Source organism: Celeribacter halophilus (assembly GCF_018860305.1).
Classification (GTDB): domain Bacteria; phylum Pseudomonadota; class Alphaproteobacteria; order Rhodobacterales; family Rhodobacteraceae; genus Celeribacter; species Celeribacter halophilus_A.
The window spans coordinates 394,649-413,433 of the sequence record NZ_JAHKPE010000019.1 but is presented as its reverse complement, the minus strand read 5'-3'; the positions used below and the strand labels follow the sequence as shown (position 1 = coordinate 413,433).

The 18,785-nt window shown below is 59.7% G+C and carries 16 protein-coding genes; 6 read left to right on the top strand and 10 right to left on the bottom strand.

The annotated features are described in order from the left end of the window. Positions 1-61 precede the first annotated feature (61 nt). The 8 genes from KO492_RS06275 to KO492_RS06240 all read right to left on the bottom strand — a co-directional run bounded on the left by KO492_RS06275 (position 62) and on the right by KO492_RS06240 (position 7,132). Positions 62-1,240 carry an NADH-quinone oxidoreductase subunit E gene (locus KO492_RS06275; RefSeq protein ID WP_216044166.1) on the bottom strand — a complete coding sequence of 393 codons (1,179 nt, stop codon included), beginning with the start codon at positions 1,238-1,240 and terminating at the stop codon, positions 62-64. After that, positions 1,240-2,484 carry an NADH-quinone oxidoreductase subunit D gene (locus KO492_RS06270; protein ID WP_216044165.1) on the bottom strand — a complete coding sequence of 415 codons (1,245 nt, stop codon included), beginning with the start codon at positions 2,482-2,484 and terminating at the stop codon, positions 1,240-1,242. The genes KO492_RS06275 and KO492_RS06270 overlap by 1 nt, the downstream gene beginning before the upstream one ends. Continuing rightward, positions 2,485-3,381 carry a sulfotransferase gene (locus tag KO492_RS06265; protein ID WP_216044164.1) on the bottom strand — a complete coding sequence of 299 codons (897 nt, stop codon included), beginning with the start codon at positions 3,379-3,381 and terminating at the stop codon, positions 2,485-2,487. Between the two features lies 1 nt (position 3,382). Continuing rightward, positions 3,383-3,982: an NADH-quinone oxidoreductase subunit C gene (locus KO492_RS06260; protein ID WP_216044163.1), complete on the bottom strand. Its 600-nt coding sequence runs from the start codon at positions 3,980-3,982 to the stop codon at positions 3,383-3,385. Between the two features lie 12 nt (positions 3,983-3,994). After that, the gene (locus tag KO492_RS06255) at positions 3,995-4,528 is read right to left on the bottom strand and encodes a NuoB/complex I 20 kDa subunit family protein (protein WP_216044162.1); all 534 of its coding nucleotides are present in this window, start codon (positions 4,526-4,528) and stop codon (positions 3,995-3,997) included. Further along, positions 4,519-4,884 carry an NADH-quinone oxidoreductase subunit A gene (locus KO492_RS06250; RefSeq protein WP_216044161.1) on the bottom strand — a complete coding sequence of 122 codons (366 nt, stop codon included), beginning with the start codon at positions 4,882-4,884 and terminating at the stop codon, positions 4,519-4,521. Before KO492_RS06250 ends, KO492_RS06255 begins: the two co-directional genes overlap by 10 nt. Positions 4,885-5,258: 374 nt before the next feature. Next, positions 5,259-6,470 (bottom strand): DegT/DnrJ/EryC1/StrS family aminotransferase, encoded by a 1,212-nt coding sequence (locus tag KO492_RS06245; RefSeq protein ID WP_216044160.1) that lies wholly within the window; start codon positions 6,468-6,470, stop codon positions 5,259-5,261. After that, positions 6,467-7,132, bottom strand: coding sequence for an HAD-IA family hydrolase (locus tag KO492_RS06240; RefSeq protein ID WP_216044159.1), 666 nt, complete (start codon positions 7,130-7,132; stop codon positions 6,467-6,469). The genes KO492_RS06245 and KO492_RS06240 overlap by 4 nt, the downstream gene beginning before the upstream one ends. 165 nt (positions 7,133-7,297) lie before the next feature. Between KO492_RS06240 and glmU the strand changes: the two genes are divergently transcribed. The 4 genes from glmU to moaA all read left to right on the top strand — a co-directional run bounded on the left by glmU (position 7,298) and on the right by moaA (position 12,359). Then, the gene (gene glmU, locus KO492_RS06235; protein WP_216044158.1) at positions 7,298-8,650 is read left to right on the top strand and encodes a bifunctional UDP-N-acetylglucosamine diphosphorylase/glucosamine-1-phosphate N-acetyltransferase GlmU; all 1,353 of its coding nucleotides are present in this window, start codon (positions 7,298-7,300) and stop codon (positions 8,648-8,650) included. Between the two features lies 1 nt (position 8,651). Beyond that, positions 8,652-10,475: a glutamine--fructose-6-phosphate transaminase (isomerizing) gene (gene glmS, locus KO492_RS06230; protein ID WP_216044157.1), complete on the top strand. Its 1,824-nt coding sequence runs from the start codon at positions 8,652-8,654 to the stop codon at positions 10,473-10,475. Between the two features lie 181 nt (positions 10,476-10,656). Continuing rightward, positions 10,657-11,301 (top strand): DNA alkylation repair protein, encoded by a 645-nt coding sequence (locus tag KO492_RS06225; RefSeq protein ID WP_216044156.1) that lies wholly within the window; start codon positions 10,657-10,659, stop codon positions 11,299-11,301. Positions 11,302-11,342: 41 nt separating this feature from the next. Continuing rightward, positions 11,343-12,359 (top strand): GTP 3',8-cyclase MoaA, encoded by a 1,017-nt coding sequence (moaA, locus tag KO492_RS06220; protein ID WP_216044155.1) that lies wholly within the window; start codon positions 11,343-11,345, stop codon positions 12,357-12,359. Positions 12,360-12,490: 131 nt separating this feature from the next. On the opposite strand, the gene KO492_RS06215 is transcribed toward moaA, so the two are convergent. Both KO492_RS06215 and KO492_RS06210 read right to left on the bottom strand, forming a co-directional pair. Then, positions 12,491-13,654 carry a M20 aminoacylase family protein gene (locus tag KO492_RS06215; RefSeq protein WP_216044154.1) on the bottom strand — a complete coding sequence of 388 codons (1,164 nt, stop codon included), beginning with the start codon at positions 13,652-13,654 and terminating at the stop codon, positions 12,491-12,493. 69 nt (positions 13,655-13,723) lie between these two features. Continuing rightward, positions 13,724-15,589, bottom strand: coding sequence for an ABC transporter ATP-binding protein (locus KO492_RS06210; protein ID WP_216044153.1), 1,866 nt, complete (start codon positions 15,587-15,589; stop codon positions 13,724-13,726). Between the two features lie 408 nt (positions 15,590-15,997). Between KO492_RS06210 and KO492_RS06205 the strand changes: the two genes are divergently transcribed. Further along, on the top strand, positions 15,998-17,701 hold the full coding sequence (locus KO492_RS06205; protein ID WP_216044152.1) for a peptide ABC transporter substrate-binding protein: 1,704 nt from the start codon (positions 15,998-16,000) through the stop codon (positions 17,699-17,701). Positions 17,702-17,775: 74 nt separating this feature from the next. Beyond that, positions 17,776-18,783 (top strand): ABC transporter permease, encoded by a 1,008-nt coding sequence (locus tag KO492_RS06200; RefSeq protein ID WP_216044151.1) that lies wholly within the window; start codon positions 17,776-17,778, stop codon positions 18,781-18,783. Positions 18,784-18,785 lie beyond the last annotated feature (2 nt).

Sequence of the window (18,785 nt, the reverse complement as noted above, 5' to 3'; positions counted from 1 at the left end):
TAAAATTCCCTGTTGGTCACTCTGGCGGGCCGTTTGTTTTATGGCCTCTAGAGCTTGAGTATCAGTATTTCGCGCGTTTCGAGAATTCTGTCTCGCCACCTTCGGCAAGAATCTTTGCTTGTTCGATCCAGCCATCCCGTTCGATCCGGCCTTTGAACTTCAAGCGGGCATCGACCCAGGCCACTTCTTCCGGCGTCCATTTGGCCACCTGATCGAAATGCCAGAACCCCAGCTCATTGAGCGTCTGTTCCAGTTTCGGCCCGACGCCTTTGAGCATTTTGAGGTCATCCGCCCCCGCCTTGCGCGGCGCTTTCATGGTGCGCGGCTTTTTCTCCGCGACCTCGCCCGCCGCAGGTGCGGCTTTGGAGACCGGTTTGCCCTTCGACTTGGCATCGGCTTCCTGCTTGGTCACGCCAGACTTGGACGCGGGTTTGTTCGCAGCAGGTTTCGGTTCGGCTTTCTTGGCCGCAGCCTGTTGCACTGCGGATTTCGGCGTCGGCGCGGGTTTCGGCGTGTTGCCATGCCCTGCCCCTTTGGAAATCCACGGCGTCAGAAGCGGCACTTCGGTGCCGTCGATCCGCTTGAGCGTATCGCCAATATCGACCGCGCGCTGAACGGAACCGTTATATTGCGCGCCCGTGCCCTTGTGCTCGGCCAGAACAACCGGACCACCTGCGGGTTCGGAAGAATACCGCCCGATCTGCGATCCCGGCACAGGCACATTGCCCGCAGCCATGTCGTCCAGCAATTTGGAGAAGTTCTCGGCGGTCAGGTCTTCGTAGTAGTCCTTGCCGATCTGGGCCATCGGTGCGTTGGCACAGGCGCCCAGACATTCGACCTCTTCCCACGAAAACTTGCCATCCGCAGAAAGCGTATGCGGCGTCGGGGCAATCTTTTCCTTACAGACGGAAATGATGTCGCCGGAGCCGCAGATCATGCAGGTCGTCGTGCCGCAGACCTGAATATGGGCCACGGAGCCGACCGGCTGCAGCTGGAACATAAAGTAGAATGTCGCCACTTCCAGCACGCGGATATAGGGCATGCCGAGCATGTCACCCACATATTCGATCGCCGGTTTGGTGAGCCAGCCCTCCTGCTCCTGCGCCCGCCACAACAGCGGGATCACGGCAGATTGCTGACGCCCTTCGGGATATTTCGCGATTTGCCCTTCGGCCCAGGCGAGGTTCGCCGGAGTAAATTCGAAAGACGCGGGTTGTTCGTGATAAAGACGGCGGAGCATTAGCGGTCGACCTCCCCGAAAACGATGTCCATGGTGGCGATGAGGGCGGAAACGTCGGCCAGTTGGTGACCTTTCGCCATGTGATCCATCGCCTGCAAGTGAAGGTAGCCCGGCGCACGCAGCTTGGCGCGGTAAGGCTTGTTGGTGCCGTCCGAATAGAGATAGACGCCGAACTCGCCCTTGGGCGCTTCGACACAGGCATAAACCTCGCCCTCGGGCAGTTTGAACCCTTCGGTGTAGAGTTTGAAGTGGTGAATGAGGGCCTCCATCGAGGTCTTCATGTCCTTACGCTTCGGCGGTGTCAGCTTGCCACGCGCCAGCACGTCGCCCTGATTTTCCGGTTCGCGCAGCTTGGCGATACATTGCTTGATGATCTTGGTCGCCTCGGCCATCTCCTGCATCCGCACCATGTAGCGGTCATAGCAGTCGCCATTGGTGCCCACCGGAATCTGGAAGTCGAACTCGTCATAGCATTCGTAAGGCTGGCTGCGACGCAAATCCCACGCCATGCCGGAACCGCGCACCATCACGCCGGAGAAGCCCCAGTCGAGCGCTTCCTGTTCCGTGATCACACCGATATCCACGGTCCGCTGTTTGAAAATGCGGTTGTCCGACAGCAGGTAGTGAATGTCGTCGAGCACTTTCGGGAAATGATCGGCCCAGGCCTCAATGTCGTCGATCAAATCCGGCGGCAGGTCCTGATGGACACCGCCGGGGCGGAAATAGGCGGAGTGCAAACGGGCACCACAGGCGCGCTCGTAGAAGATCATGAGCTTTTCGCGCTCTTCAAAGCCCCACAGCGGCGGGGTCAGCGCCCCCACGTCCATCGCGCCGGTGGTGACGTTCAGGAGGTGGTTCAGCACACGGCCAATCTCGGAATAGAGCACACGGATCAAAGAGGCGCGGCGCGGAATTTCAACGCCTGCGAGACGTTCGATGGCCAGACACCATGCATGTTCCTGATTCATCGGCGCCACATAGTCGAGGCGGTCCAGATAAGGCAGGTTTTGCAGGTAGGTGCGGTTCTCCATCAGCTTTTCGGTGCCGCGGTGCAACAGGCCGATATGCGGATCGGCACGTTCCACAATCTCGCCGTCCAGCTCGAGAACCATCCGCAACACACCGTGGGCCGCAGGGTGCTGGGGCCCGAAGTTGATGTTGAAGTTGCGGATCTTCTGTTCCCCGCTGCCCGCATCGTGCGAACCGTCATCATAGGTGTTTTGCCGGATGTCGCCGTCCATCATTCAGATCCTCGCCATATTCGCTTGCCACCCGGCGGGCAGCTTGCCAAAGGTCTTTTCCACATAGGCATATTGCGGGGCCAGAAAGCGCGCCGCCTCATGCCGTTGCTTGTCACTCAGTTCCAGTTTCACGCCCTCATGGGCATGGGGGTCTTTCTCGACGGGTCTCTCCGCGATACCCAAAAACCGGCACAACGTCCCAAGCCCCTCGCCCGTCAGCAAATCTTCGGTGAACCCGACGAGCAGCTTGTCTTCGGGCACCGCCCGTTTCAGTTTCTCAATAATCCCCGCGTAATCTCCACGCGGCGCGATATGTTTTTCCAGATCGCGGTTCACCACACGGTTCATGATCCGCTTGGCCTTCACCGCCACTTCCTCTCCGGGGCGACGCTGGCGCTTGGCCTGCATCCGCACATGGGACCAAAGCCGCTCCACAGGGTCGCGCATCAGGAAAACAAACCGCACGTCAGGGGCCATATGCGCCATGTCGCGCAGCCGGTCCTCCGACAAAAGCCCGTATCCCGGCGTGATGTCGCCTGCGAGTTTCTTGTCCCCGATCCCGTCCAGAAGATAGAACAGATAGTCCGACACCCCGTCTTCGCCCAGTTCCAGAATGCGCACGATCTCGTCGACATCCTTGATCTGGCGTTCAAGATTGGCCACTTTCCACCGGTTTCCGTTCTGGCGCGCCACGTCCTGACGCCGGACCAGATCCGCACGCAGACGTGCGAACACATCGAACTGGAACGCGTAATCCTCGTTCTCCACCGTATCGAAATAGTGGATCTCCTTGACGGAGCGCATGTGGCAATCCGGATGGTCATGCAGATAGCGGTAAAGCGAGCTTGTGCCCGCTTTAGTCGCGCCAACGCAGATCATGATGGCCGGATCGCCGCTCACATCAGGCCCCCTTCTCGTCGCCGGGGAGGATGTATTTCGCCCCTTCCCACGGGGAAAGGTTGTCGAACTGGCGGTATTCCTGCACGAGGCTCACCGGTTCATAGACGACGCGTTTGAGCTCTTCGTCATAACGCACTTCGGTATAGCCGGTGGCCGGAAAATCCTTGCGCAGAGGATGGCCGCGGAAACCGTAATCCGTCAGCAAGCGCCGCAGGTCCGGATGGCCGGAGAAAATGATCCCGAACATGTCGAAGACCTCCCGCTCGAACCAGCCCGCAGAGGGGTGCACGGAGACAATGGACGGGATGGTTTCCTCTTCGCGCAGCGCAGCAACCACGCGGATGCGCTGGTTCTGATACATCGAGAGGAAGTGGTAAACCACGTCGAAACGCTGTTCGCGGCTCGGATGGTCCACAGCGGTGATATCCACCAGCGTGGAGAAATTGCAGGTTCCGTCGGTTTTCAGAAACTCGACAAAATCGGTAATCCCCGCAGATGTCACCCGCAGGGTCAGTTCGCCATAGGCCAGTTCGGAAGAAAGCACATCATTCGGGCGCTTCATCTCGATATGGGCGGCAAGTTCTTGGAGGGCTTCGCTCATCACATCCTCTCCTTAACGGACAATCGTGCCGGTGCGGCGGATTTTACGTTGCAGTTGCAGGATGCCATACATCAGCGCCTCGGCTGTCGGCGGACACCCCGGAACGTAGACATCCACCGGCACAATACGGTCACAGCCGCGCACGACAGAATAGCTGTAGTGATAATAACCGCCGCCGTTGGCGCAGGACCCCATAGAGATCACATAACGCGGCTCCGGCATCTGGTCATAAACCTTGCGCAGAGCGGGGGCCATTTTGTTGGTGAGCGTTCCGGCCACGATCATCAGATCGGACTGGCGCGGGGAAGCCCGCGGCGCGGTCCCGTAGCGTTCGATGTCATAGCGCGGCATGGAGGTGTGCATCATCTCGACAGCGCAACAGGCCAGACCAAAGGTCATCCAGTGCAAAGACCCCGTGCGGGCCCAGTTGATGATGTCCTCGGTGGAGGTGAGCAAAAAGCCCTTATCCTGCAGTTCCTTGTTGAGAACCTGCGTGGAATGCTCCTTGTCCACACCTGCGGTGTTGGCTCCGGTTGTCACGCCCATTCCAGCGCTCCCTTCTTCCATTCATAGCAAAAGCCCACGGTCAGCACGCCGAGGAACACCATCATCGACCAGAACCCCACCACTCCGATATCCTTGAACGCAACGGCCCAAGGGAACAGGAAGGCGATTTCGAGATCGAAAATGATGAACAGGATCGACACGAGGTAGAACCGCACGTCGAACTTCATCCGCGCGTCGTCGAATGCGTTGAACCCGCATTCATAGGCCGACACTTTTTCAGGGTCGGGATTGCGCACGGCGAGGATGAGGGCTGCGAAGATGAACACGAGGCCCAGCGCAATGGCGAGGCCGAGGAAAATGACGATGGGGAGATATTCCCGAAGCAAGTCTTCCACGAGCGGCTCCTTGATGGGCGCGCCTCTTCGCGGGACGGGATGTCAGGCGATCGCAGGCACGCTGCTTTGCTAGCTTGTCGTGGTTTATCCCTCTGCGGCACTGTGGTCAACCAACGCAAAGGTGAGAAAGACCCTTGTTACAAGGGGCTTTAGAAGATTTTTTTCTCCGACCGTCCGGTTTTTCTGTCCGGCACGCCGCAAATCACGTCCTGTTTTGATTCGCGGTCTAATTCTTAGTTTTTTTATCAGAATTAGACCGGATCACAACCACAGACTTGCGGAGGGGCACAAAACAAAGCGGGCCGCCCGAAACGGAACGGCCCGCAACAATGAAGTGCCAAAAGGGACACAGGCCCAATGTTATAAAGCCAAACTCACGCGAGGTGGTGACGCTCGACCTCCGAATGGATGATCCGCGCCAATGTTGCGCAATCCTCAAGGCTGAAGGTCAGCGGCAGGCGTATATCCATGATCGAGCGCAGCACGCGGTCGCTTTCGGGCAGGCTTTGCGGCTCCGCATAGCGCCAGCTTTCATAACGCGAGGTAAAGGCAACCGGTTCAGGCGCCCCAAACCATTTCAACTCCACACCACGTTTCATACAGGCCGCAACCACAGCCTCGATCTTGGCGTCCGGCCATTCCAACAGCAGGAATTGAAAAGAGGAACCGACATAATGCTCTTGTTGGGGCCGTTCGATCAGGGTCAGACCCGCCGTGCCGCGCAGCCCCTCTTCGACCACACGATACCGCGCGTTCCACTTTTCCACCTGACTGTCGAGCGATCGCAACTGCACCCGCAGGATTGCCGCACGCAGATGATCCATCCGCCCCGACACATTGGGCGTGGTGTATTTGATCTTTTCGAACACCTCAGGGGCCGGACCGGCGAGGTGCTTGGGATATAACATGTATGATCCCGACAACATGATGGCCCGCGCGGCGATGTCTTCGTCATCGGTGACGAGAAATCCCCCCTCCCCCGAATTGATATGCTTGTAGGTCTGGGTCGAATAGCAGCCGATCAGCCCGTGCCGCCCTGACGGCACACCTTCCCACGAAGCGCCCATCGTATGGGCACAATCCTCGATCACCGCGACGCCTGCGCCGTTACAGATATACATGAGCGCATCCATATCGACGATATGCCCCCGCATGTGGGAGAGCATCAGAACCTTCGCGCCCGTCTCCGCGATTTTCACCTGTAGGTCATCAAGATCAATCACCAGCCCCTCGGTCACGCCGACGAACACCGGCTTGGCCCCGACAGAGGCAATTGCACCGGGCACAGGCGCAAGCGTAAAGGCATTGGTCAGCACCGGTTCTCCCAGCTGAACCTCCAAGGCGCGCAAAGCACACCCCAAGGCATAGCCCCCCGACGCCACGGCCAGCGCGTATTTCGCCCCCGTGTAGGCGGCAAACTCTTTTTCCAGCAAGGCGACCTCCCCCGCTTCGCCAGCTGCGGTGTTATACCGATGCAACCGGCCGGACCGCATCACCGCAACAGCCGCCTCGATGGCCTCTTCGGGGATGGGCTCCTGCTGGGTGAAATTTCCGGTGAAAACCTCGGCACTCTCGTTCGCGTTCATCCGATCAACTCCTTGGTGATCCGTGACAGGTCATTGTAATGTGACAGCAAGGCCTCCGGCTCCAGCCGCTTCACCCCGTCTCCGTCCGGCCCGAAGGTGACAAGCACACAAGGCACGCCCGCCGCTTTCGCCGTATTGCGATCCGTCTCCGTGTCCCCGACCAGAAAGGACTGTGCTAGAACGCCTCCGGCCTCTTCCACAGCGGCCACATAGGGTTTCGGGTCGGGCTTCGACACGCCCACGGTCTTGGCCCCGATCATGGACCCGAACAGATCACGCACGCCCAGCCGCAACAACAAACGATCCGCCAGATCCTCCGGCTTGTTGGTGCAAATCCCCACGGCATAACCGCTTGTGCGCAGCCCTTCGACCGCCTCCACAGCCCCGTCATACAACCGCGTATGCGTGTCGATCTCCTCGGCATAGGCCTCAAGCAGGATCGGGTATTGCTCCATCACCTCTGCCTCTGTGAAGCCCGGCCTGACCTTCGAGAACCCGAGACCAAGCATCGCCCGCGCCCCGCGAAAGGCCGTATGCGCATCGCCCACAGGATCAAGCACATCGCCATAGCCCAAATTGCGGAAACAACTGTTCGCCGCAGCGATCAAATCCGCCGACGTATCCGCCAGCGTTCCATCAAGGTCGAAAATCACGGTTTTCATCGTATCGGGTCTCCTGCAACATCATCAAAGCGGTATTCTTTGGCAAAGACCCGCGCAAACCTGTAATCAGGCGTCAGAAACTGTGATGCGACTACTCTTGCGGCTTTGCGCATCATGGGTAAAACGGCACAGAGATAAAGAAAAGAGCAGATCGGGACGAAAACCATGGCAACAGCCCTCATTCTTCTGGCCGCAGGACAGGGAACACGGATGAATTCCGACCTGCCGAAGGTTTTACACCCGATCGGCAACGCCCCGATGTTTGCCCATGCGCTGGCATCCGGCGCAGCACTGAACCCCGAGCGCACGGTGCTCATCGTAGGTCATGGTGCAGATCAGGTTGCCGCCGAGGCCGCCAAGATCGACGACAACATCCTTATCGCCCGTCAGAACGAACAACTTGGCACAGCGCATGCGGTGTTACAGGCGAAAGAGGCCCTGTCCGGTTTTGAAGGCGATGCCATCGTGCTATATGGCGACACGCCCTTTATCTCCGAAGCCACGATCCTGCGCATGGTCGAAGCGCGTAAAACAGCGGATGTGGTCGTGCTGGGCTTTGAAGCCGCGGATCCGGCCCGCTACGGACGACTGGTGACGGAGGGCGACACGCTCCGCCGGATCGTCGAATACAAAGACGCTTCCGAGGCGGAGCGTGCCATCACATTTTGCAATTCCGGCCTGATCGCGGCAGAGGCCTCTGTGCTGTTCGATCTGTTGGAACAGGTCGGAAACGACAATGCGGCGGGAGAATATTACCTGCCCGACATCATTGAAATCGCGTGGAAAACCGGACGCACAGCAACGGCGGTGGCCTGTGATGAAGCCGAAACACTCGGCGTCAACACCCGCGCCGAACTGGCCCGCGCCGAAGCGATTTTTCAGGCGTCCAAACGTGCGGAGGCGCTGGAGAACGGCGTGACGCTCATAGCCCCCGACACGGTGTTCTTCTCGCTTGACACCTATATCGGGCGGGACACGGTTGTGGAACCGAATGTCATCTTCGGCCCCGGCGTCACCGTGGAATCCGGCACCCGTATCCGCGCCTTTTCCCATTTCGAGGGCTGTCATGTCTCGATGGGCGCCACCGTCGGCCCCTTTGCCCGACTGCGCCCCGGCGCGGAACTGGCGAACAATGCCCATATCGGCAATTTCGTCGAAGTCAAAAACGCCCAGATCGGCGAAGGCACCAAGGTGAACCATCTCACCTATATTGGCGATGCCGAGATCGGCGACGGCACCAACGTGGGGGCAGGCACGATCACCTGCAATTATGACGGCGTGTTCAAGCATCGCACGACCATCGGGCGAAACGCCTTCATCGGTTCGAACACCATGCTGGTCGCCCCCGTGACAGTGGGCGACGAGGCGATGACCGCCTCCGGTTCCGTCATCACCTCCGACATCGAGGCAGGCGCTCTGGCGATTGCCCGCGCCAAACAGGTGAACAAACCCATGCTCGCCGTGCGGATGTTCGAAAAGTTAAAGTCTTTGAAGGCTAAAAAGCAAAAAGGTCAGTAAAATGTGCGGTATTGTAGGGGTTTTGGGCAATCACGAAGCGGCTCCCATTCTGGTTGAGGCGCTCAAACGGCTGGAATATCGCGGCTATGACAGCGCGGGGATTGCCACGGTGTCCAATGGCAAACTCGACCGCCGTCGCGCCGTTGGCAAGCTGGTGAACCTTTCGGACCTTTTGGTGCATGAGCCGCTCGCGGGAAAGTCCGGCATCGGTCACACCCGCTGGGCCACCCACGGGGCGCCCTCGGTCACCAACGCCCACCCGCACAAGGCCGGTCCGGTCGCCGTGGTGCATAACGGGATCATCGAAAACTTCCGCGAATTGCGCACCGATCTGGCCGCGAAGGGCTACCCTGCGGCGACGGAAACAGACACGGAGACCGTGGCCCTGCTCTGCCAGAGCTACATGGATGCGGGCAAAGCCCCTGTGGACGCGGCGATGGCCACGATTGACGGGCTCGAAGGGGCGTTTGCGCTGTGTTTCCTCTTTGACGGCGAAGACGACCTTATGGTTGCCGCACGCAAGGGCTCGCCTCTGGCCATCGGTCACGGCAAGGGCGAGATGTTCGTGGGTTCCGACGCCATCGCTCTGGCGCAGATGACCGACCAGATCACCTATCTCGACGAGGGCGACCGCGCCATTCTGACCCGTGACGGGGTCGATATTTTCGACGCCTCCGGCGCACAGGTCCAACGCCCCCGCCGCACCATCGCAATGGACGCAGCACGGATCGAGAAGGCCGGTCACAAACACTTCATGGCCAAGGAAATCGCAGAACAACCGACCGTGATCTCCGAAGCGCTGGCCTATTATCTCAACGCAGATGAAACCGGCATCACCCTGCCCGATCCCGGACTTGATTTCTCCGCCTTCGACCGCATCGTGATGGTGGCTTGCGGCACGGCCTATTACGCCTGTTTCACGGCGAAATACTGGTTCGAACAGGTGGCCCGCCTCCCTGTAGAGATCGACGTAGCCTCCGAATTCCGCTACCGCGAACCACCCGTAAGTGCCCGAACTCTCGCGATTTTTGTCAGTCAGTCGGGGGAAACGGCGGACACTTTGGCCGCACTCAGATATATGTCGGGCAAGGCGGACAAGATCGTCTCCGTGGTCAATGTCGCCGAAAGCTCCATCGCACGCGAAAGCGACATTGCGCTGCCCATTCTGGCGGGTGTCGAGGTCGGCGTGGCCTCCACCAAGGCCTTCTCCTGCCAACTCACCGTTCTGGCACTGCTCGCTCTGAAAGCCGCCCACCAGCGCGGAGAAATCGACGGGGATACGCTGTCGAAACGGCTGACGGAACTGCGCAGCCTGCCCGGTCTTCTGACCCGCGCACTGGATCTGGACGAGACGCTGAACATCATTTCCAACACGCTCTCCGAGGCCAAGGACATTCTATTCCTCGGGCGCGGCATGATGTATCCGCTCGCGCTCGAAGGCGCGTTGAAACTTAAGGAAATCAGCTACATACATGCCGAAGGCTATGCATCCGGCGAATTGAAACACGGGCCGATTGCCCTGATCGACAGCCACACACCCGTCATCGTTTTCGCTCCACATGACGCGCTTTTCGACAAGACCGTGTCGAACATGCAAGAGGTCATGGCGCGTGGCGGCAAGGTGCTTCTGGTCTCCGACCGCAAAGGGCTGGAGGTGGCGTCCGAGGGCGTCTGGCAAACGGTGCAAATGCCCGAAGTGCCCGACCTTTTCGCCCCCCTGCTCTACGCCATCCCCGCCCAGCTCATCGCCTATCACACGGCGGTCGCCAAGGGCACGGATGTGGACCAGCCGCGCAATCTGGCGAAATCCGTCACGGTGGAATGAGCGACCGGCGCAGACCCGTTTTGCCCCGCACAGACGGGTCGGCACCGCGTCGGACTTATGTCGGACACCTGTCGGGCACGCCCGCTGTGGCCCAATGGCACGTTGCGCGGCGCGGCACTCTCATCTATCACCGCCTGTAAATGGTCTGCTGCAAAGACCCGGCTGGAAGGAAAGCTGTCCCATGATGTTTGACGACGCGCTCGGAGCGCTCATGACCCACGCCGATACGGCCCGCGCGACCGAATTGGAAAACCGCTTCGGCGCTGGCAGCTATCTCGGCGTGGCCCCGCAGGCGATGGAAGAACTCGCGCGCAGCTGGCGTCAGGAGATCGGTGCACCCGAACGCCTCGCACTGGCGCGTGCGCTTTGGGCCGATGGCCCGTTCGAAGCCCGCATCATGGCGGCGAAACTTCTGACCCAAGCGCGGATCAAGGACGATGCCGAAATCTGGGACCAGATTTGCGCATGGATTTCCGAGGCCGCCAACTGGGCCGAACTGGACGCGCTGGCCGCCGCCGGTGCACGCAGGATCGTCACCGACCTGTCGCGGATGGAGACCGTCCATACGCTTGCCAAATCCGAACGCGTTCTGGACCGCCGCGCCGCCCTCGGCCTTTCGCTACCGCTGGCGAAACTCGCCCACCCGTCCGAGGAGGAAGTCAACGCCATCGACGATGTGCTCTACTGGCTCACCCATGCGCTCGAAGACAGTGACAAGGACGTGTCGCGCATGGCCGATACATGGCTCAAGAGCCTCGGCAAACATGACCGCAAACGCGCCAGCATGGTGCGCCGCGTGGTGCAGTCTCGCGCAAGTGATGCCTGAAAGGCTTGGCGTCACCGCCAAAGCGCCCTAGATTGCCCCGCATGACCTCCGCAACGCCCCGCCTCATCGACCCGTTTGCCCGACCGATCACCTATCTTCGGGTGTCGGTGACGGACCGCTGCGATTTCCGCTGTGTTTATTGCATGGCGGAAAACATGACCTTTCTGCCGAAAAAAGAACTGCTGACCCTCGAAGAGCTGGACCGCATGTGTTCCACCTTCATCGGGCTGGGCGTCGAAAAACTGCGCATCACCGGCGGAGAACCTCTGGTGCGGCGCGGGATCATGACCTTTTTCGACGCCATGTCACGGCATCTGGACAGCGGCGCGTTAAAGGAACTGACCGTCACCACCAACGGCTCGCAACTGTCGCGCTTTGCCAAAGACCTCTATGCGGCGGGCGTGCGTCGGATCAACGTCTCTCTGGACACGTTGGACGCGGCGAAATTCCAGCGGGTGACACGCTGGGGACGGCTTGAGCAGGTTCTCGGCGGGATCGAGGCCGCCCGCAACGCAGGGCTGCGGGTCAAGATCAACACGGTCGCACTCAAGGGCTTTAACGAAGACGAACTCTTCACCCTCACCGACTGGTGCGCCCGCGAGGATATGGACCTGACCTTTATCGAAGTCATGCCGATGGGCGACTTGGGCAACGAGGATCGCGTCGGGCAATACTGGTCGCTCGACGACCTGCGCGCGGATCTCTCCGCGCGGTTCACCCTCACGGACCTGCCAGAAAGCACAGGCGGTCCGGCGCGCTATGTGCGGCTGGAAGAAACCGGACAGAAGATCGGCTTTATCACGCCGCTCACCCATAATTTCTGCGAAAGCTGCAATCGCGTGCGGATGACCTGCACGGGCGAGTTGTTCATGTGTCTGGGACAAGAGGACAACGCCTCGCTCCGCGACATCCTGCGCGCCTCGCCCGACGACGACACCCCGCTGATCCAAGCCATCGAGGCCGCAATCCTGCGCAAGCCCAAAGGCCATGATTTCGACTATTCGCGCCAACGTGCCGACGGTCAGGTCTCCCGCCACATGAGCCACACCGGCGGCTGATCCGCACGTTCCATAGCACCGCAAATGAAAAGCGCCCCCTGTCAAATGGGAGCGCCTTTGGTGTTTCCTTTGTGCCTCAAATACTCAAATCCCGAATAGGCGGGCACAGACCTCCGTCACGCGGCGGTCTATTACGCGGCGGGCAAACGGCTTTCCACCATTTCCGCATACCACGAACAGCCCGCAGGCAGGGCTTCGTCGTTGAACATATATTTCGGGTGGTGCACAGGCGCGCCCGGACCGTTGCCGAGGATGATATAGGCGCCGGGGCGTTCTTCGAGCATATAGGCAAAGTCCTCACCGCCCATCACCAGCGGGTATTCTCCGCAATCGCCCACGACTTTGGTGGCCGCCTCGATCGCATATTCGGTTTCCCGCTCATGGTTCACCATCACCGGATAGCCGAGGTGGTAGTCCACTTCGATCTCCGCGCCGTAAGTTGCACCAACACCGGCACAGATGGCTTCCAACCGCTCGCGAGCCTGTTTGCGCACATCGGCATCCAGCGTGCGCACGGTGCCTTTGAGCAGCACAGTGGCGGGCAGGACGTTATGGGCTTTGGAAGAGCTTTCCACGGTGCAGATGGAGACCACGACCTGTTCGGTCGGATCGACATTGCGCGAGGCGATGGTTTGCAGGGCGATGACCAGATGCGCGGCGGTCACGGTGCTGTCGACGACCTCATGGGGTTTTGCCGCATGGCCGCCCTTGCCGCGCACCACGATCTCGAATTCGTCCGCAGCGGCAAAGAACGGGCCGGGACGGATGGCGAATTTGCCGGTTTCGAGGTTGGGCCAGTTGTGCATGCCGTAGACTTCGTCGATGCCGAACCGGTCCATCAGGCCTTCTTCACACATCACACGCCCGCCACCGCCGCCTTCTTCGGCGGGTTGGAAGATCACCACGGCGGTGCCGTCGAAATTGCGGGTTTCGCAGAGGTATTTCGCAGCGCCCAGAAGCATTGCGGTGTGACCGTCATGGCCGCAGGCATGCATAACGCCCGGATTTTTCGAGGCAAATTCGGCGCCGGTTTCTTCGAGAATCGGCAAGGCATCCATATCGGCACGCAGCCCGATGGTGCGGCCTTTGGTGTCGGTCTTGCCCTTGATCACGCCCACGACGCCGGTTTTCGCCATGCCTTCGACAACCTCGTCACAGCCGAATTCGCGCAGCAGATCCGCGACTTTTTTCGAGGTGCGCGGCAGGTCGAACATCAATTCGGGGTTTTCGTGAATATCGCGTCGCCATGCGGTGATTTCCGGCAATAGCTCGGCAAGGCGGTTCTTAATCGGCATTTTCTTCTCTTTTCATCGTCTGGACAGGTCCGCCAAAGCGGCGGTTAAATAAGCGTTTTTCAAAACGCATCAGCCAAAGCCTTCGATCGGCTCCAGCACGAAATGCCCTTTGGACACTTCGCGGTAAGTGGATTTTGCAGGCACATAGTCTGCGGAGAAAATCGGGGACGGGATCGGTTTGAAGGACAGGTCCGCCCTGATTTTCTTGTTATGCGGGTCGGCGATGGGCACGGCCAGCATAAGCGATTTCGTGTATTCGTGCTGCGGGTTCTCGAACACCGCCTGACGCGGGCCGATCTCGACAATCCGGCCAAGATACATCACCGCCGTGTGATGGCTGACCCGTTCGACCACGGCCATGTCGTGGCTGATAAAGAGCATGGCGATGCCAAGTTCGGCCTGAAGCTCCATCAAGAGGTTCACCACCTGCGCCTGCACACTCACATCAAGGGCGGAAACCGCCTCGTCCGCAATCACCAGCTTCGGATTGATCGAGAGGGCGCGGGCAATGGCGACGCGCTGGCGCTGGCCGCCCGACAGTTCGTGCGGGTAACGTTTCAGAAAGGCGCGCGGCAGCTCGACACGGTCGAACAAAGCCGCGACGCGGTCAGTAACATCGGAGCCATGCGCCAGCCCGTAGTTGCGCAACGGTTCGGCCACCTGATCAATGAGCCGCACCTGCGGGTTGAGCGAGGCAAACGGATCCTGAAAGATCATCTGCATATCCTGACGCAACCGGCGCAAATCGCGCGGGTTCTGGTCCAGAACCTCCTTGCCGTCCAGGCGCACAGAGCCGCTGAGCGGATCGACAAGGCGCAGGATCGAACGCCCGCAGGTCGATTTCCCGCAGCCGCTTTCGCCCACAAGAGACAGCGTCTCCCCCGGCTTGATCGCAAAGGAGACATCTTCGACCGCATGGACATTGGCCACGGTCTTGCGCAGCAAACCGGCCTTCACCGGAAAGCGCGTGACCAGATTGTTCACTTCGAGAACCGGCTTTGTCCCCTCCGGCGCATAGGGCACCGGCGACACGGAGACTTGCGGCACCCCGATCAGACGCATCGGTTCGGGCGCCGGTTTGCCGGTCATCTCGCCCAGCTTCGGCACAGCGGCCAAAAGCGCCTTGGTGTAATCTTCTTTCGGAGAATCAAAGATTTCCGCGACCGTGCCCTCTTCGACCACGTCGCCACGGAACATCACCAAGACTCGATCCGCCATCTGCGCGACCACGGCCATGTCATGGGTGATGAACAGCACCGCCGTGTTGTGTTCGCGTTTCAGCCGGTCGATCAGCGCCAGAATCTCCGCCTGAATCGTCACGTCCAGCGCCGTGGTCGGCTCGTCGCAGATCAGCAACTTCGGCTCGCAGGCCATCGCCATCGCAATCATCACACGCTGGCGCATACCGCCGGACAACTCGTGGGGATACTGGCTCAGACGCCGCTCCGGTTCGGGGATGCGCACGTCTTTCATCAGTTCGAGCGCACGGGCGCGGGCCTGTTCCTTGCTCATACCCTTGTGCAGACGCAGCCCCTCGCAAAGCTGGCGCTCGATGGTGAACACCGGATTGAGCGAGGTCATCGGCTCCTGAAAGATCATGCCGATATCGTCGCCGCGCAACGCCCGCATTTTCTCGGGGTCCATCGCGGTCAGGTCAATGATCTCGTGTTCCTTGCGCAGCTTGATCTCGCCACCGGCAATCTTCCCGCCGCCGAACTCGATCAGGCGCATAATTGCCAGAGAAGACACGGATTTTCCCGAACCCGACTCACCCACGACACAGAGCGTCTCACCCGCGTCGATGGAGAAGGACACATCCTTGACCCCGACCACAAGACCGCCGCGTGTCGGAAACTCGACCCGCAGGTGGGAAACGTCGATCAACGCTCGGTCGTCGGACGTATCGGGAGCCGAATCGGGAGTTTTATCAAGCATGAATCGCCTTTCAGATCAGGTTCCGGATCACCGCGCAAAACACCGTGAATCGCATAAGTGACAAGACCGTCCCGCGAGCCGGACGCACCGCATGAGGACCGATCATGACGCTAAGCCTGCCGCGCGGGGGCTGTCAAATCGGTTTGTCTGAAAAGCGGGCAAACGCTGAACCGGCAGGCAAAGAGAACGTCACGACATGGGTCGAACGCCATTTTTATCAAAGAAACCGACTTGCTTTGCCTAAGTTTTTATCATTCGATAAATTTATGTCACCGAAATCCGGCGAGTCACCTTGCTTTGCGCAAACAGGACCACGCAGGTTTCGACACAGTAACGCCGGTGCGGGGTCACAATAATTTGCGGTTTACGCAATCTCCCGTCACCGGTCCAACAAGGAGAGGTCATTCAATGACGTTTAAAACAGCCCTGATGGGTGCTGTCGCATCGCTCGCGCTGGTTCCTGCCGCTTTCGCCGAGCGCGGTGCGGACGGTCATGTCAATATCATCTATTACCAAGCGCCCTCGACGATGAACCCCTATCTTTCGGGCGGCACCAAGGAGCTTGAGTCTGCCTCATTGGTTCTGGAGCCTCTGGCGCGCTACAACGAAGCGGGCACCATTGTGCCCTATCTGGCCGAGTCTGTGCCGACCGTGGAAAACGGCGGCGTGTCCGAAGATCTGAAAACGATCACATGGAAGCTCAAGGAAGGTCTCAAATGGTCGGACGGCACGCCGCTGACCTCCGAAGACGTGAAATTCACATGGGAATATTGCACCGCTGAAGGCGGCGGCTGTTCCCAGTCCGAAAAATACAATGATGTGGTCGAGGTCGAGACTCCTGACGAGCTGACCGTTGTGGTGCATTTCGGCGTGCCGAAGCCCTTCCCCTATGGTCCTTTCGTCGGCGCTCAGGCTCCCATCGTGCAAAAGGCCCAGTTCGCCGATTGTGTGGGCGAAGCGATGGCGTCCTGCACGGATGAGAACTTCAGCCCGATTGGCACAGGGCCTTTCGTCGTGGACGAGTTCAAAACCAATGACGTGGTCTCGCTCTCCGCGAACCCGCATTATCGTGACCCGAACAAACCGGCCTTTGCGACCGCAACGCTGAAAGGCGGCGGCGATGCGCAATCTGCGGCGCGCTCCGTGCTGGAGACCGGCGAATTTGACTATGCGTGGAACACACAGGTCTCCCCCGACCTGCTCGAAGCCATGCTCGCCAAGGGCAAGGGCCAGCTTGTCAGCGCCTTCGGCACCCTTGTCGAGCGGATCATGGTCAACCTGACCGACCCCGATCCGGCCTTGGGTGATGAACGCGCCACCGCAGCCCATCCGCACCCGATCCTTTCCGATCTGGCCGTGCGCAAGGCGCTGTCTATGGCCATCGACCGTGCGCTTCTGACCGAGATCGGTTATGGCGATGCAGGGCGTCCGACCTGTAACGTGCTGCCCGCACCGGCGATCTACAACTCCACCGCCAATGATGCCTGCCTCACGCAAGACATCGAAGGCGCGAAAGCCGTGCTCGAAGAAGCCGGTTGGGTGGACAGCGACGGCGACGGCATCCGCGAGAAAGACGGCAAGAAACTGTCGCTTCTGTTCCAATCCTCGACCAATGCCATCCGTCAGGATTTTCAGGCGATCATCAAACAGTGGTGGGGCGAGATCGGTGTGGAAACCGAATTGCGCAACATCGACGCCTCCGTGTTCTTTGGCGGGGATGCCGGTTCGCCGGATACCTTCCAGAAGTTCTATGCAGACGTAGAAATGTATGCCAACAACTTCGACGGGACCGATCCGGAAGCCTATATGGCCAACTGGGAATGCAAACAGGCACCGCGTCCCGAAACCCAGTGGCAGGGCAACAACATGCCGCGCTTCTGCTCTGACGAGTATGACGCGCTGGTCGCGGAAATGGCGAAAACCGGTGACATCAACAAACGTGCCGAGCTGGCGAAAGCCATGAACGACATGCTGATGCAGGAATATGTCATCATCCCGCTGGTGGACCGTGGTCGTCTGTCCGCACATTCCAACACGCTGGGCGGTGTGATCCTCAACACCTGGGATTCCGAGCTTTGGAACGCGGCCGACTGGTATCGCATCAAAGAGTGATCTCTCTACGGGCGTCCCGACCCCTCGGGGCGCCCGCTCCCCAATGACAAAAGACCTGAACCAAGGCACCCTTCATGCTCCATTTCACGATCCGCCGTCTGATCCTCTCCGTTCCGACGCTTCTCTTCATTTCATTGGTGATCTTCCTGCTTCTGGATCTGGCTCCGGGCGATCCGATGGCCTCCATCCCGCTGACCGTGCCGCCTGAGGTGAAGGAAAAGATGCGCGAGGCTCTGGGCCTTGGCGAACCCGTCCATATCCGGTTTCTGAACTGGCTCTACCAGTTCTTCATCGTCGAGCCGCAAGTGGCCTTCGACCATATCTTCGGCACCGATTTCTCCGAAGGCAAACAGCGGATCATTTCCTTCCAGTCACGCTCCCCCGTCATGTCCGTCGTGGCCGAACGCATGCCGCAGACGCTGTGGGTTGTGGGCCTGTCCTATGTCTTCGCCACGCTGATCGCCGTGCCCATCGGCATCTTCTCCGCCTATCGCCAGTATAGCTGGTTCGACCAACTGGGCACGTTTATCTCCATGGTCGGGTTTTCCATCCCGACCTTCTTCTCCGGCGTTCTGCTGATCGTGGTGTTCTCCGTCATTCTCGGCTGGTTCCCGTCGATCTATGACACCACACACACCATCACCGATTGGGGATCGTTCTGGTTTCAGGTCAAACAGATGGCCATGCCGGTCTTTGTCCTGACGCTCTACAACGCCGCACAGGTCAGCCGGTTCATGCGCGCCTCGATGCTCGACAATCTCAATCAGGACTATGTGCGCACCGCCCGCGCCAAGGGCCTCTCCGAGCGCGTCGTCGTCCTTGTCCATGTGCTGCGCAACTCCATGATCCCTGTTGTCACCGTGATTGCTCTGGGCGTGCCCAATATCTTCGGCGGCGCGATCATCACCGAACAGGTGTTTCAGGTGAACGGTCTGGGACAGATGTTGATCTCCGCGATCTACGCCTCGGACGCGCCGATGGTGCAGACGCTGACCTTCATCTTTGCCGTGCTCATCGTTCTGTTCAACCTCATCGCGGATATTCTCTACGGTATCCTCGATCCACGCATCCGCTACGATTAAGG